8 protein-coding genes are annotated in these 15,489 nt (G+C 56.5%); 7 read left to right on the top strand and 1 reads right to left on the bottom strand.

Annotated features, from left to right (window positions below; genetic code table 11):
- Position 1 precedes the first annotated feature (1 nt).
- Both rpoB and rpoC read left to right on the top strand, forming a co-directional pair.
- On the top strand, positions 2-4,138 hold the full coding sequence (gene rpoB, locus IU397_RS12965) for a DNA-directed RNA polymerase subunit beta (RefSeq protein ID WP_204414178.1): 4,137 nt from the start codon (positions 2-4) through the stop codon (positions 4,136-4,138).
- A 301-nt stretch (positions 4,139-4,439) separates the two neighbouring features.
- Positions 4,440-8,684 (top strand): DNA-directed RNA polymerase subunit beta', encoded by a 4,245-nt coding sequence (rpoC, locus tag IU397_RS12960; RefSeq protein WP_204414176.1) that lies wholly within the window; start codon positions 4,440-4,442, stop codon positions 8,682-8,684.
- A gap of 347 nt (positions 8,685-9,031) precedes the next feature.
- Here rpoC and IU397_RS23715 read toward each other — a convergent pair whose 3' ends face one another.
- Positions 9,032-10,747 (bottom strand): right-handed parallel beta-helix repeat-containing protein, encoded by a 1,716-nt coding sequence (locus IU397_RS23715; protein WP_204414174.1) that lies wholly within the window; start codon positions 10,745-10,747, stop codon positions 9,032-9,034.
- A gap of 298 nt (positions 10,748-11,045) precedes the next feature.
- On the opposite strand from IU397_RS23715, the gene IU397_RS12950 reads away from it, so the two are divergent.
- The 5 genes from IU397_RS12950 to IU397_RS12930 form a co-directional block, all read left to right on the top strand.
- Positions 11,046-11,951, top strand: coding sequence for a DMT family transporter (locus IU397_RS12950; protein WP_370541679.1), 906 nt, complete (start codon positions 11,046-11,048; stop codon positions 11,949-11,951).
- A 326-nt stretch (positions 11,952-12,277) separates the two neighbouring features.
- Positions 12,278-12,649, top strand: a complete 372-nt coding sequence (gene rpsL / locus IU397_RS12945; protein WP_204414172.1) for a 30S ribosomal protein S12 — start codon at positions 12,278-12,280, stop codon at positions 12,647-12,649.
- A gap of 12 nt (positions 12,650-12,661) precedes the next feature.
- Positions 12,662-13,132, top strand: a complete 471-nt coding sequence (gene rpsG, locus IU397_RS12940; protein WP_204414170.1) for a 30S ribosomal protein S7 — start codon at positions 12,662-12,664, stop codon at positions 13,130-13,132.
- Positions 13,133-13,162: 30 nt separating this feature from the next.
- A complete protein-coding gene (fusA, locus tag IU397_RS12935; protein ID WP_204414167.1) occupies positions 13,163-15,280 on the top strand; it encodes an elongation factor G in 2,118 nt (705 codons plus the stop codon).
- An 87-nt stretch (positions 15,281-15,367) separates the two neighbouring features.
- A partial coding sequence (locus IU397_RS12930; RefSeq protein ID WP_239479786.1) for a GTP-binding protein occupies positions 15,368-15,489 on the top strand: 122 nt, incomplete at its 3' end.

Genomic DNA, 15,489 nt, shown 5'->3' with positions numbered 1-15,489 from the left:
CATGGCGCAATCCGTTCTCGGCCAGAAACGACTCCGCAAATATTATGGTAAAATCAGCGAAGCGCTGGATATGCCGAACCTCATCGAGGTCCAGAAAAGCAGCTATGATCTGTATCTGAAATCCGGCGATGGCCCGACCCCTTTGGACGGTGAAGGCCTGATGGGCGTGTTCCAGTCGGTTTTCCCGATCAAGGATTTCAACGAGACAGCTGTCCTTGAATTCGTGAAATACGATCTGGAAAAGCCGAAATACGATGTCGAGGAGTGCCAGCAGCGCGACATGACCTACAGCGCCCCGCTGAAGGTAACCCTGCGCCTGATCGTTTTTGATATCGACGAAGATACCGGCGCCAAATCGGTTAAGGATATCAAGGAACAAGACGTCTTCATGGGCGACATGCCCCTCATGACACAGAACGGGACGTTCATCGTGAACGGGACCGAGCGGGTGATCGTCAGCCAGATGCACCGGTCCCCAGGTGTGTTCTTTGACCATGACAAGGGCAAGACCCATGCATCGGGCAAGCTGCTCTTCGCTTGCCGGATCATTCCCTATCGCGGTTCCTGGCTGGATTTCGAATTCGATGCCAAGGATCTGGTCTTTGCGCGCATCGACCGCCGTCGGAAGCTGCCTGTCACCACCCTGCTTTATGCATTGGGGCTGGATCAGGAAGGCATCATGGATGCCTATTACGACACGGTCGATTTCAAATACAAAAAGAACAAGGGTTGGGTCACCAAGTTCTTTCCCGAGCGTGTGCGTGGCACCCGCCCCGCCTATGATCTTGTCGATGCAAAAACCGGCGATGTGATTGCGGAAGCCAGCAAAAAGGTCACGCCCCGGGCCGTCAAAAAGTTGATCGATGAAGGTGAAGTGACCGAACTTTTGCTGCCATTCGACCAGATCGTTGGCCGTTTCGCAGCGAAGGATATCATCGATGAATCTACCGGCGCGATCTTTGTCGAGGCCGGCGATGAGCTGACCTGGGAAACCGACAAAGACGGTGAAGTTTCTGGCGGTACGCTCAAGGAACTGATGGATGCCGGGATCACCGACATTCCGGTGCTTGATATCGATAACGTGACCGTCGGCGCATACATGCGCAACACGATGGCGAACGATAAAAACATGAACCGCGACACTGCGCTCATGGATATCTACCGCGTCATGCGCCCGGGCGAGCCGCCCACCGTCGAGGCAGCCAGCACGTTGTTCAATACGCTGTTCTTCGATGGCGAGCGCTATGATCTGTCCGCCGTGGGCCGGGTCAAGATGAACATGCGTCTGGATCTGGATGCCGAAGACACCCAGCGGACGCTGCGTAAGGAAGACATCATTTCTTGCATCAAGGCGTTGGTGGAACTGCGTGACGGCCGCGGCGACATCGATGATATCGACCATCTTGGCAATCGTCGTGTTCGCTCGGTCGGGGAATTGATGGAGAACCAGTACCGTGTCGGCCTGTTGCGGATGGAACGTGCGATCAAGGAACGGATGAGCAGTGTCGAGATTGACACCGTGATGCCGCAGGATCTGATCAACGCCAAACCTGCTGCCGCGGCTGTGCGTGAATTCTTCGGCTCTTCGCAGCTGTCGCAGTTCATGGACCAGACCAACCCATTGTCAGAGGTGACCCACAAACGCCGTCTCTCTGCGCTTGGGCCAGGAGGTCTGACACGCGAGCGCGCGGGCTTTGAAGTACGCGACGTGCACCCGACCCATTATGGTCGGATGTGCCCGATTGAAACGCCAGAAGGACCAAACATTGGTCTGATCAACAGTCTCGCAACCTTTGCGCGCGTAAACAAATATGGCTTTATCGAAACGCCTTACCGCAAGGTGATCGAGGGCAAGGTGACGGATGAAGTCCAATACATGTCCGCAACCGAAGAGATGCGGCATACAGTGGCCCAGGCGAACGCCAAGCTGGACGATGATGGCAAGTTCATCAACGATCTGGTCTCCACCCGGCAGTCGGGCGAATACATGTTGCAAAATCCCGACACTGTTGACCTGATCGACGTGTCGCCCAAGCAGCTTGTCTCGGTCGCGGCATCTTTGATCCCGTTCCTGGAAAATGATGACGCCAACCGCGCCTTGATGGGCTCGAACATGCAGCGTCAGGCTGTGCCGCTTTTGCAGGCCGATGCGCCCTTTGTGGGCACCGGTATCGAAGGCATTGTGGCCCAGGATAGTGGTGCTGCGATCATGGCCAAACGTGCGGGCATCATCGACCAGGTCGATGCCCAGCGGATCGTTGTACGCGCAACGGCGGATATGGAACCAGGTGATCCCGGCGTTGATATCTATCGTTTGCGCAAATTCCAGCGATCGAACCAGAACACCTGTATCAACCAGCGTCCGCTGGTGAAGGTGGGCGACACGGTGACCAAGAACGAGGTTATCGCGGACGGTCCCTCCACGGATCTTGGCGAATTAGCCTTGGGTAAGAACGTGGTTGTCGCGTTCATGCCGTGGAATGGCTACAACTACGAGGACTCGATCCTGATCTCGGAACGGGTGGCGCGCGATGACGTGTTCACAAGCGTTCATATCGAAGAATTCGAAGTAGCCGCACGGGACACCAAGCTGGGCCCTGAGGAGATCACGCGCGATATCCCGAATGTCGGTGAGGAAGCTTTGCGCAACCTCGACGAAGCGGGCATCGTCTATATCGGCGCTGAGGTCGGCCCGGCAGACATCCTTGTGGGCAAGATCACCCCCAAAGGCGAAAGCCCCATGACCCCGGAAGAGAAACTGCTGCGCGCTATCTTTGGCGAAAAGGCCAGCGATGTGCGTGACACGTCCTTGCGTCTGCCACCGGGTGATTTTGGTACAGTGGTTGAGGTCCGCGTCTTTAACCGCCATGGTGTGGAAAAGGATGAACGTGCCTTGCAGATCGAGCGGGAAGAGGTCGAGCGCCTCGCCCGTGACCGGGATGACGAGCTAGGCATTCTGGATCGCAACATCTACGCGCGTCTCAAGACTCTGATCTTGGGCAAAACGGCGGTCAAAGGGCCGAAAGGTATCAAATCCGGCTCCGAGATTTCCGAAGATCTGCTGGCGTCGCTGTCCAAAGGGCAATGGTGGCAGTTGGCGCTTGCTGAAGAATCCGATGCTCAGATCGTCGAGGCTCTCAACGAGCAGTATGAGGCGCAGAAACGTGCCCTTGAAGCGCGGTTCGAGGATAAGGTCGAGAAGGTCCGCCGTGGTGACGATCTGCCACCCGGTGTGATGAAGATGGTCAAGGTGTTCATCGCGGTGAAGCGTAAGCTGCAGCCCGGTGACAAGATGGCCGGTCGTCACGGCAACAAGGGTGTCATCTCCAAGGTCGTGCCGATGGAGGATATGCCTTTCCTCGGGGACGGGACGCCCGTTGATTTTGTGCTGAACCCGCTAGGTGTGCCGTCACGTATGAATGTCGGGCAGATCCTGGAAACCCATATGGGTTGGGCCGCGCGCGGTCTGGGGATCAAGATCGACGATGCGTTGGGTGAATATCGCCGGTCTGGCGACATGACCCCGGTGCGTGATGCGATGCGGATCGCCTATGGCGACGACGTCTATGACGAGGCGATCGGCGACATGTCCGAGGATCAGTTGCTTGAGGCCGCCGGCAATGTCACGCGCGGTGTGCCGATCGCAACGCCGGTTTTTGACGGCGCCAAGGAGGTTGATGTCAATGACGCGCTGACCCGTGCGGGCTTTGACACGTCGGGCCAATCGGATCTGTTCGATGGCCGTTCGGGTGAGAAATTCGCCCGTCAGGTCACCGTCGGCGTCAAGTACCTGCTGAAGCTGCATCACCTGGTGGATGACAAGATCCACGCGCGCTCGACCGGGCCCTACAGCCTTGTTACTCAGCAGCCGCTTGGCGGTAAGGCACAGTTCGGTGGTCAGCGCTTTGGTGAGATGGAGGTCTGGGCCCTCGAAGCCTACGGTGCCGCCTACACCCTGCAGGAGATGCTGACGGTCAAATCCGACGACGTTGCGGGCCGCACCAAGGTCTATGAAAGCATCGTCAAGGGTGAGGACAATTTCGAGGCCGGCGTGCCGGAATCGTTCAACGTCCTCGTCAAGGAAGTGCGCGGCCTCGGCCTCAACATGGAACTCCTCGATGCGGAGGTGGATGAGTGAGGTTGGCCGTGGCTCTTGTAGCCACGGCATCCTTGGCCGGGTTTCAAAAGATCGCTGGAGGCACTGTGTACGATCAACAAAGCCAACGTTTCTTCGTATTTACAGAAGAAACTTGGGCAAATTTAAACGAACCAATTTGCCCCGCGGGTTTGCACATTGGTCGAAAGGCCACAACGCCGCCGAAGCACCGCAACATCCGGCAAGTCTGGAGATTGCAAGGCACACCAGAAATTCCCATGAGGTGGCGCTCTTATCGCCGTGCCACCTTCTATGAATGCAAAGAGCCTGGAAAGGACGCCCGATGAACCAGGAACTGACCAACAACCCGTTTAACCCGCTCACGCCGCCCAAGGTGTTTGACGAGATCAAGGTCTCGTTGGCCTCGCCGGAGCGGATCCTGTCGTGGTCTTACGGTGAGATCAAAAAGCCCGAGACGATTAACTACCGCACGTTCAAGCCCGAGCGTGACGGCCTGTTCTGCGCGCGGATCTTTGGCCCGATCAAAGACTATGAATGCCTGTGCGGCAAATATAAGCGCATGAAGTATCGCGGCGTTGTCTGTGAGAAATGTGGTGTGGAAGTCACGCTGCAAAAGGTCCGTCGCGAGCGGATGGGCCATATCGAGCTGGCCGCCCCCGTGGCGCATATCTGGTTCCTCAAGTCGTTGCCGAGCCGCATCGGCCTGATGCTGGACATGACGTTGCGCGATCTTGAGCGGATCCTCTATTTCGAAAACTATGTGGTGATCGAACCGGGCCTTACCGACCTCAACTACGGGCAGCTGATGTCCGAAGAAGAGTTCATGGATGCCCAGGACACCTATGGCACGGATGCGTTCACCGCGAATATCGGCGCCGAGGCGATCCGCGAAATGCTCAGCCAGATCGACCTCGAGTCCGAGGCCGAAACCCTGCGCGAAGAGCTGAAGGTCGCAACGGGTGAGCTGAAGCCCAAGAAGATCATCAAACGCCTGAAAATCGTCGAAAACTTCCTGGAGTCCGGCAACCGCCCGGAATGGATGGTTATGACGGTCGTGCCCGTTATCCCGCCAGAACTGCGCCCGCTGGTGCCGCTTGACGGTGGTCGTTTCGCGACGTCGGATCTGAACGATCTGTATCGCCGGGTGATCAACCGGAACAACCGTCTGAAGCGCCTGATCGAATTGCGCGCACCGGATATCATCGTCCGCAATGAAAAGCGGATGTTGCAGGAATCCGTTGATGCACTGTTCGATAACGGTCGGCGTGGTCGGGTCATCACCGGCGCGAACAAGCGTCCGCTGAAATCGCTCAGCGATATGCTGAAAGGTAAGCAGGGTCGCTTCCGTCAGAACCTTTTGGGGAAGCGGGTCGACTTCTCGGGCCGTTCGGTCATCGTGACCGGGCCGGAACTGAAGCTGCACCAATGCGGTTTGCCCAAGAAGATGGCGCTAGAGCTGTTCAAACCGTTCATCTATTCCCGGCTTGAGGCGAAGGGACTGTCTTCGACCGTGAAGCAGGCCAAAAAGCTGGTGGAGAAGGAACGTCCCGAAGTTTGGGATATCCTTGACGAGGTGATCCGCGAACACCCGGTGATGCTGAACCGGGCGCCGACTTTGCACCGCCTTGGCATCCAAGCGTTTGAGCCCGTGCTGATCGAAGGCAAGGCAATCCAGCTTCACCCGCTGGTCTGCTCGGCCTTTAACGCCGATTTCGACGGAGATCAGATGGCCGTTCACGTGCCGCTGTCATTGGAAGCGCAGCTTGAAGCACGCGTCCTGATGATGTCGACGAACAACGTTCTGTCGCCCGCCAACGGCGCACCGATCATCGTGCCATCGCAGGATATGATCCTGGGCCTCTACTATATCTCGATGGAACGGGACGGCATGCCAGGCGAAGGTATGATCTTTGGTTCGGTCGAAGAGGTGGAGCATGCACTGAATGCTGGCGAAGTGCATCTGCACGCCAAGATTCAATGCCGCATCCCGCAGATCGATGCGGAAGGCAACGAATATCCCAAGCGGTTCGAGACCACGCCAGGCCGTGCTCGTCTTGGGGCGCTGCTGCCGCTCAATGCCAAAGCGCCGTTCGATCTGGTCAACAGCCTGTTGAGGAAGAAGGACGTCCAGCGCGTCATCGACACCGTCTATCGCTATTGTGGCCAGAAAGAGAGCGTCATTTTCTGCGATCAGATCATGACGATCGGGTTCCGGGAGGCGTTCAAGGCCGGCATCTCGTTCGGTAAGGACGACATGGTTATCCCTGAAACCAAGTGGCCCATCGTGGATGAAACCCGCGACCAGGTAAAGGATTTCGAACAGCAGTATATGGATGGCCTGATCACCCAGGGTGAGAAGTACAACAAGGTCGTCGATGCCTGGTCGAAATGTAACGACAAGGTCACCGATGCCATGATGGATACCATCTCGGCCAAGCGGAAGGACGAGAGCGGTGCCGAAATGGAGCCGAACTCGGTCTACATGATGGCGCATTCCGGTGCCCGTGGTTCTGTCACGCAGATGAAGCAGCTGGGCGGGATGCGCGGCCTGATGGCCAAACCATCGGGTGAGATTATCGAGACGCCCATCATCTCGAACTTTAAGGAAGGTCTGACCGTCCTTGAATACTTCAACTCGACCCACGGCGCCCGGAAGGGTCTGTCGGATACAGCGTTGAAGACGGCGAATTCGGGTTATTTGACCCGACGTCTGGTGGACGTGGCGCAGGATTGCATCGTGCGTGTTCAGGATTGCGGCACCGACAAGTCGATCACGGCCGAGGCAGCGGTGAGCGACGGTGAAGTCGTCTCGTCCTTGTCCGAGCGCATTCTGGGCCGGGTTGCGGCAGAGGATGTCTTGCGTCCGGGCACTGATGAGGTGCTGGTCAGCCGCAATGAACTGATCGATGAGCGTAAGGCCGACATGATCGAGGCAGCAGATGTTGCTTCGATGCTGATCCGGTCGCCGCTGACCTGCGAAATTGACGATGGCATCTGTGCCACCTGCTATGGCCGTGACCTGGCGCGTGGTACTCAGGTCAACATCGGTGAAGCCGTCGGTATCATCGCGGCCCAATCCATCGGTGAACCTGGCACGCAGCTGACGATGCGGACATTTCACATCGGCGGCGTGGCCCAGGGTGGTCAGCAGTCGTTCCAGGAAAGCAGCCAGGATGGTAAGATCGAGTTCCGCAATGCGAACCTGTTGGCGAATGCCGCAGGCGAACAGGTCGTGATGGGCCGCAACATGCAACTCGCAATCATCGATGAGAACGGGACGGAGCGGGCCAGCCACAAGATCAGCTATGGCTCCAAGGTCTTTGTGACCGACAATCAGGCCGTTACCCGTGGTGATAAGTTGTTCGAATGGGATCCCTACACGCTGCCGATCATCGCGGAGAAGGCGGGTATGGTGAAGTTCGTGGATCTGGTCAGCGGTATCGCTGTGCGAGAAGAAACTGACGATGCCACCGGCATGACACAGAAGATCGTGACAGATTGGCGAGCGGCCCCCAAGGGTAATGACCTGAAGCCCGAGATTATCCTGCTGGACCGCGATGGCGAGCCGGTACGAAATGATCAGGGCAATCCGGTCACCTATCCGATGTCGGTGGATGCCATTCTGTCGGTTGAGGATGGGGTTGATGTGCGGGCCGGTGACGTTGTCGCCCGGATCCCGCGGGAAGGCGCCAAGACCAAGGACATCACCGGTGGTCTGCCGCGTGTGGCCGAACTTTTCGAGGCACGCCGGCCCAAAGACCACGCTATCATCGCCGAGATCGACGGCTACGTGAAATTCGGACGCGACTACAAGAACAAGCGCCGGATCAGCATTGAGCCCTCGGACGAGACGATGGAACCGGTGGAATACATGGTGCCCAAGGGTAAGCACATCCCGGTGCAGGAAGGCGACTTCGTGCAAAAGGGCGATTACATCATGGATGGTAACCCCGCGCCGCACGATATCCTGTCGATCATGGGGGTTGAGGCCCTAGCCGATTACATGATCAACGAGGTGCAGGACGTCTACCGGCTGCAGGGCGTGAAGATCAACGATAAGCATATCGAAGTGATCGTGCGCCAGATGCTGCAGAAGTGGGAGATCCTGGACAGCGGTGAGACCACGCTGCTGAAGGGGGAACATGTCGACAAGGCAGAGTTCGACGCGGCCAATGACAAGGCGCTGGCTGATGGTCGCCGTCCGGCCTCGGGCGAGCCGATCCTGCTGGGCATCACCAAAGCATCGTTGCAGACCCGATCGTTCATCTCGGCGGCGTCGTTCCAGGAGACCACGCGGGTTCTGACCGAAGCCTCGGTCCAGGGCAAGCGCGACAAACTGGTCGGCCTCAAAGAGAATGTGATTGTTGGGCGCCTGATTCCAGCGGGTACGGGCGGGGCCACGCAACGCGTGCGCCGCATCGCAACCGAGCGGGACAGCAAGGTGATCGAACAGCGCAAGGAAGAGGCGCAAGCCGCTGCTGCGCTTATGGCGCCTGCGGAAGGTGACGTCGTCGGTGGCGATGCATTTGACAACTTGATGGTTGATACGCCGGAGGCCCGCGAATAAAGCTGGCGAGATCTGCGTTACAAAGAACCCCGGTCAAAGCCGGGGTTTTTTCGTTTCTGGAAATGTATTTCCGAGGGAAGGGAGCTCCCGCCCGATTTGCCGACGCGGGCAAGCCGCTGTGCAGATCCGTTGGGCCAGGGCGGCGGAGCCGGGCCCGTATGGGGCCGTGCCCCCGCCGTTCATGTGCGTCGATTGGGGCGGCGGTTGCTTAGGTCCTGAGTTCAGATAACGTATCACTCGAGTTGAGCTGAAAGCGCGAATGGACGCGCTTTCACTTCGCGCATGTGAGTGCTCATTAAAGATGCGGCTTACTGTGCCGCTGCGAGCGGCAAAAAACTCACAGTGACTTAGATGATTTCGACGTCTAAATTGCTTGCGACATAGAGGTCCACATCCAGCCAGGTCCCCTTTTTGGCGTGGTAATGGGTGAAGTCTTGCCCGCCGATCTCGACCTCCTCAGTCCTGAAGTGGTTTTGCACCCTCCCAAAACTGGTATCGATTGTGACGAGGTCGCCCTTGTCGCCAACAACGAACAATTCGCCCGTTGATCGCAGGTCGCCGAAATCCAATACAAGCTCGTTGTCTTCGCCATTGCGCATATCGAATTGTTCAATGGAATGGAAAAAGGCCTTGCTCAGATCGAAGGTACCTTCATCATCCAGTTTCGCCTGATCCTTACCGCGCCCGCCCTGGAGCCAGCGGTCCTGTGTATCGATGACCAGCGTATCATCGCCACCACCGCCTCGAATGCTGTCGCGACCATCGCCACCGCGGAGGTAGTCATCACCACCATATCCGATCAGTTGGTCATTTCCGCCGCCGCCATCCAAACGGCTACCGTTTTTCTCAGCAAACAGCTTGTCGTTTCTGTCGCCCGCGGGCGCTGGGTCCGGATCAGTCTTTGCGGAAGGCTTGGGCGGATTGTATTCGGCCTTTTGATCATTTGTGTTTTCCGTGACTTTGGCCTTGTCAGGAATGCGGCGGATGTCGTCGCTCTGGTTTACCAGTTCAACGTTCTTGGCTTTCTTACTGATCGTGATCTTGGGCGTGTGTATCTTGGCCAATTCATATCCGTCTGCCGTTGCCCGGCCAATCACGGGCGTGTCCGCGTTCACGCTCAAGTCGTTGTTCTTGATCTTAAGACCGTCAACTTCCCCGATATGGATGCCGTGGATATGACCATTCTTGATCGTATTGTCCTCGATCACGATGTTCTGGTAGTAAAAATCACGACCTTCTCGCCCCAAATCGACAGACTCGTTGCGCATATGGATTGTCTGGGTGCCGGCGCCTGATCCGGAGTCCAAGATATTGTCCCGGATGAAGATGTTTTTGGAGGCGGTTTTCGCTCCGGTTGACCACAATTGGATCATATCCAGATGCGTTACGTTGTAAGTTGACCCGATAAAGTCATGGATGTGATTGCCCTCAATCAGCATGTTATTGATATCGACCATCCGAATGCCGTCGCCTTGCAATTTCGAGATGTCGTTATTCTTTACGATCGCATCTTTTGCGTCCCGAAAATACAGCCCGTGATTGTATCCCGTTACGGTATTCCCGGTAAACTGGAAATCCTCTGAATGACGAATGTCAGCCAGCCGAATGCCCTTAACGATATTTGGGTCACCACTGCCTACAATACCTTTGGCAGCACCGTCGAAGTCGGAATTTTTTATTACAACATTCTTGGTATCTTTTATGAAAATTTGGTGATACCCGGCTTGCTTTCCATTGTGATGCGACTCAAATTTAACATTATCAAAATGTAAATTGTTGACTTGGTCTAGCCGGATTGCGCCAAATACAGCGGGCTTATTGGAATTGAGTGAGGACAGCGTGACAATGCCGTCTGGAAAGAATTTCTTAACGATATGAAGCTTGTAGGGTTCATCGCTTTGAGCCAGCTTGATTTCTTCGCCGCCGTTGGAATACCGCAGAGCATTAAACAACCCTTCGTTGTCACGCACGACCCATGTTTTCGTGGATGAGTTGTAGCTGCTACCCTTCACTTCCACCGGGATGGATCCTTGAGCGAATTCACGGGTGCCAACAAGCTTCATTCTTTGGGTCCTCTTCGGTTCGGGCCGCGTTTTTGAGACCTTACATCTCGCAAAGCAAAATTTGTCGCGTCATGGGCCGTGTTTCGATACTGCATTGCAAGCAACACAGCTGTGATGATTTCAGACTAGGCAATAAACAGCAGGCAAATACGCCAAAGGCTGGCGGATCTTTGCACCATGCACTCGTCCTACGCTGTTACGCGAGGAATCGCGTAAAATACTCACTCAATGTTTTTCGAGCTGTTGCGTCGATCATGTGGTGACAATAAGGCACAAATGGTAAATAAATTCCGTTTCCGTGACGGCAACCTGGTATTTCGGCGTGACAACACTGGCAGACAATACGCGCGGCGCCGTCCTTATGACCGCAACGATGGCAGCTTTTACGTTGAACGACGCATTTATTAAGGTGCTGTCAGCACAGCTGCCTTTGTCACAAATCCTGACCTTGCGAGGGGTCGCGTCGACCCTGTGTCTGACCGGCATTGCCATAGCCTTGGGCAGCTTGACGTTGCAACAGAGCGCGCGGGATTGGCGGTTCATCGCCCTCCGGACGGTCAGCGAGGTTGCCGCTGCCTACTTCTTTCTCACTGCGCTGTTCAATGTTCCGCTCGCCAATGCGACGGCCATCCTGCAGTCAGCGCCGTTGGTTATCACGCTGGCAGGGGCCGTGTTCTTCAAAGAGGCTATAGGGTGGCGTCGGTTGAGCGCCATTCTGATCGGTCTGATCGGCGTCCTATTGATCGTGCGACCCGGGACGGACGGTTTCGATATTTTTGCGATCTATGCATTGATCGCTGTTGTATGCGTCACGGCCCGCGATATCGCCACACGCAAGGTTGGAGCGACGGTGCCATCGCTGACGATGGCTGTTGTTGGTTCGGCCGGGGTCACGGTGGCAGCGGCGTTGGCCAGCTCGGTGTCACCGGAGTCTTGGAGACCGGTTACCATGCAGGCTGGCTGGCTGCTGGCCGGATCAACGGTATCGGTGGTTTTTGCGTATCTCTTTAGCGTGATGGTCATGAGAGTGGGTGATATCGGATTTGTGGCGCCATTCCGCTATACCGGGTTGGTTTGGGCGCTTGGTCTTGGCCTTGTTGTCTTTGGTGATTGGCCTGATCCCCTAACGCTGATCGGGGCGTCTATCGTCGTAGGGACCGGGCTTTTTGCCTTTTTCAGGGAAAGGACTTTGGCGCGTAGCTAAATGCACGCAAGATAGCAGGACGTGTCTGCGCCCAAATGCTTTGGGGAAGGATCCGTTAAGTGCTGTTGACAGCCCATGCGACTCTCCGTATAGGACGCCCACTTAGCCGCCCGGGGTATCTCATGGGTGCGGCCAGTTTACAGAACTAAAGTGGTCAAGATCCGGGCACTACGCCTCGATCCTCTGGAATTCCACCGCGCCGGTCCTGCGATCATGGGGCCGCCCGCGGTTTTTGCGTTTTGCGGACGCGCGACACGCGATCGACACTCGAACCGGGCGCAGTACGTGCGCCAAATATGTATGAGCCAAACGGGGACGACACCTGAATGCCGACGATCCAACAGCTGATCCGCAAACCGCGACAGCCAAAAATTAAACGGTCCAAGTCGCAGCACTTGGAATCCTGCCCGCAGAAACGCGGTGTTTGCACGCGTGTCTACACAACCACACCGAAAAAGCCGAACTCGGCCATGCGGAAAGTGGCAAAGGTGCGTTTGACCAACGGGTTTGAGGTGATCAGCTACATCCCCGGTGAAAGCCACAACCTGCAGGAACATTCGGTTGTGTTGATCCGCGGTGGTCGGGTGAAAGACCTTCCTGGTGTGCGCTACCATATTTTGCGCGGTGTTTTGGATACCCAAGGTGTCAAAGATCGTAAGCAGCGCCGGTCGAAATATGGCGCCAAGCGCCCCAAGTAAGAGGAAAGCCGGATGTCACGTCGTCACGCCGCCGAGAAACGCGAAGTCCTGCCTGACGCCAAATTTGGCGATAAGGTTTTGACCAAATTCATGAACAACCTGATGGTCGACGGTAAGAAATCTGCCGCCGAGCGCATTGTTTACAACGCGTTCGATCGCGTTGAAGGGAAACTAAAGCGCTCGCCTATTGAGGTCTTCACTGAAGCGCTGGAAAATATCAAACCGTCGGTCGAGGTCCGCTCGCGCCGCGTGGGTGGTGCCACGTATCAGGTGCCGGTTGATGTGCGTCCGGAGCGCCGCGAGGCTCTGGCCATCCGCTGGTTGATCATCGCCGCTCGCAAGCGCAACGAGAACACGATGGAAGAGCGCCTGGCCGGTGAACTGGTCGATGCCGTCAACTCGCGCGGTACAGCTGTGAAAAAACGCGAAGATACCCACAAAATGGCCGATGCGAACAAAGCATTCAGTCATTACCGCTGGTAACCCACTCCATACCCCCTGAGGACCGAGCCAATGGCACGCGAATACCCCCTCGAACGCTACCGCAACTTTGGGATCATGGCCCATATCGATGCAGGCAAGACTACCTGCTCGGAGCGGATCCTGTACTACACAGGGAAGTCGCATAACATCGGTGAGGTGCATGACGGTGCGGCCACCATGGACTGGATGGAGCAGGAACAGGAGCGTGGCATCACGATCACATCCGCTGCGACCACCACGTTCTGGGAGCGGACCGAGGATGGCCAGACACCGGATACCGAAAAGCATCGCTTGAATATTATCGATACGCCGGGCCACGTGGACTTTACCATTGAGGTGGAGCGTTCGCTGGCTGTTCTTGATGGCGCGGTCGCCGTGCTAGACGCCAATGCTGGTGTTGAGCCACAAACAGAAACCGTGTGGCGTCAAGCCGACCGGTACAAAGTGCCGCGCATCGTCTTTGTCAATAAAATGGACAAGATTGGCGCCGATTTTTTCAACTGTGTTGAGATGATCGCGGATCGTACTGGAGCGCGTCCGTGCCCGGTTCAATTGCCGATCGGCGCTGAGACCGAACTGGAAGGCATCATCGACCTCGTCACCATGCAGGAATGGGTGTGGGCTGGCGAAGATCTGGGTGCCTCATGGGAGTTGCGTCCGGTCCGTGCCGAACTATCGGACAAAGCCAATGAGATGCGCAATGAGATGATCGAAATGGCCGTCGAAATGGATGACGACGCCATGGAGGCCTATCTCGAAGGTACGGAGCCTGATGTGCCGACCCTACGCCGTTTGATCCGCGCCGGTACACTTGAGATGTCTTTCATTCCCATCCTGGCTGGATCGGCTTTCAAGAACAAAGGTGTGCAGCCGCTACTGAACGCTGTTGTCGACTACCTGCCCAGCCCGCTGGATGTGGTGGATTACATGGGCTTTAAGCCGGGCGACGAGACGGAAACCCGTGACATCCCACGTCGTGCGGACGACGACATGGCATTCTCTGGCCTTGCGTTCAAAATCATGAACGACCCCTTTGTAGGCTCCTTGACCTTTACCCGGATCTATTCGGGTACCATGACCAAGGGTGAAACGATGCTCAACTCTACCAAGGGGAAGAAAGAGCGTGTGGGCCGCATGATGATGATGCACTCGAATAACCGCGAAGAGATTGCCGAAGCGTTTGCTGGTGACATCATCGCACTTGCGGGTCTGAAGGACACGACGACCGGTGACACGTTGTGCGCGGTCAACGACCCAGTCGTTCTGGAAACGATGACTTTCCCCGATCCGGTGATCGAGATTGCGGTTGAACCCAAGACGAAGGCCGACCAGGAGAAGATGTCCACCGGTCTGCAGCGTTTGGCGGCCGAGGATCCGTCCTTTCGCGTTGAAACCGATCTGGAGTCTGGTCAGACGATCATGAAAGGGATGGGCGAACTTCACCTCGACATCTTGGTTGATCGTCTGAAGCGTGAATTCAAGGTTGAGGCAAACATCGGTGCGCCTCAGGTGGCCTATCGCGAGACTATTTCTCGCGAGGCTGAGCATTCCTACACGCACAAGAAGCAGTCGGGTGGCTCCGGTCAGTTCGCCGAGGTCAAGATGATCATCACTCCGACCGAGGCGGGCGAAGGGTTCAGCTTCGAGAGCCGCATCGTTGGTGGTGCCGTGCCCAAGGAATATATTCCCGGTGTCGAAAAGGGCGTGAAATCGGTCATGGATAGTGGCCCTCTGGCTGGCTTTCCTGTGATCGACTTCAAGGTCGCGCTGATCGATGGCAAGTTCCACGATGTGGACTCGAGCGTTCTGGCATTTGAGATTGCCGCACGTGCCTGGATGCGGGAAGCGATGAAGAAAGCTGGTGCCAAGCTGCTGGAACCGATCATGAAGGTCGAGGTGGTGACGCCTGACGAGTATACCGGTGGCATCATTGGTGATCTGACCTCCCGTCGTGGGCAGGTGCAGGGCCAGGATACCCGCGGCAACGCCATCGCGATCGACGCCTTCGTGCCGCTGGCTAATATGTTCGGCTACATCAATACCCTGCGCTCCATGTCCTCTGGTCGCGCGCAGTTTACGATGCAGTTCGACCATTATGACCCGGTTCCGCAGAATATCAGCGACGAGATCCAGGCGAAATACGCATAGCACGCGGTGCGTGGGCGACCACGCATCCTACACCCCGGTAGGGTGCGTGCTTGCACGCACCGTTAGAAAGACAAGAGGAGAGGCCAGATGGCTAAGGAAAAGTTTGAGCGCAACAAGCCGCACGTTAACATTGGGACGATTGGGCATGTTGACCATGGCAAGACGACGCTGACGGCGGCGATCACGAAGTATTTCGGCGATTTCCAGGC

This window comes from Actibacterium sp. 188UL27-1, from assembly GCF_016901225.1.
Lineage (GTDB): Bacteria > Pseudomonadota > Alphaproteobacteria > Rhodobacterales > Rhodobacteraceae > 188UL27-1.
The sequence above is the reverse complement of the archived record's forward strand: the minus strand, read 5'-3'. Positions and strand labels throughout refer to the sequence as shown.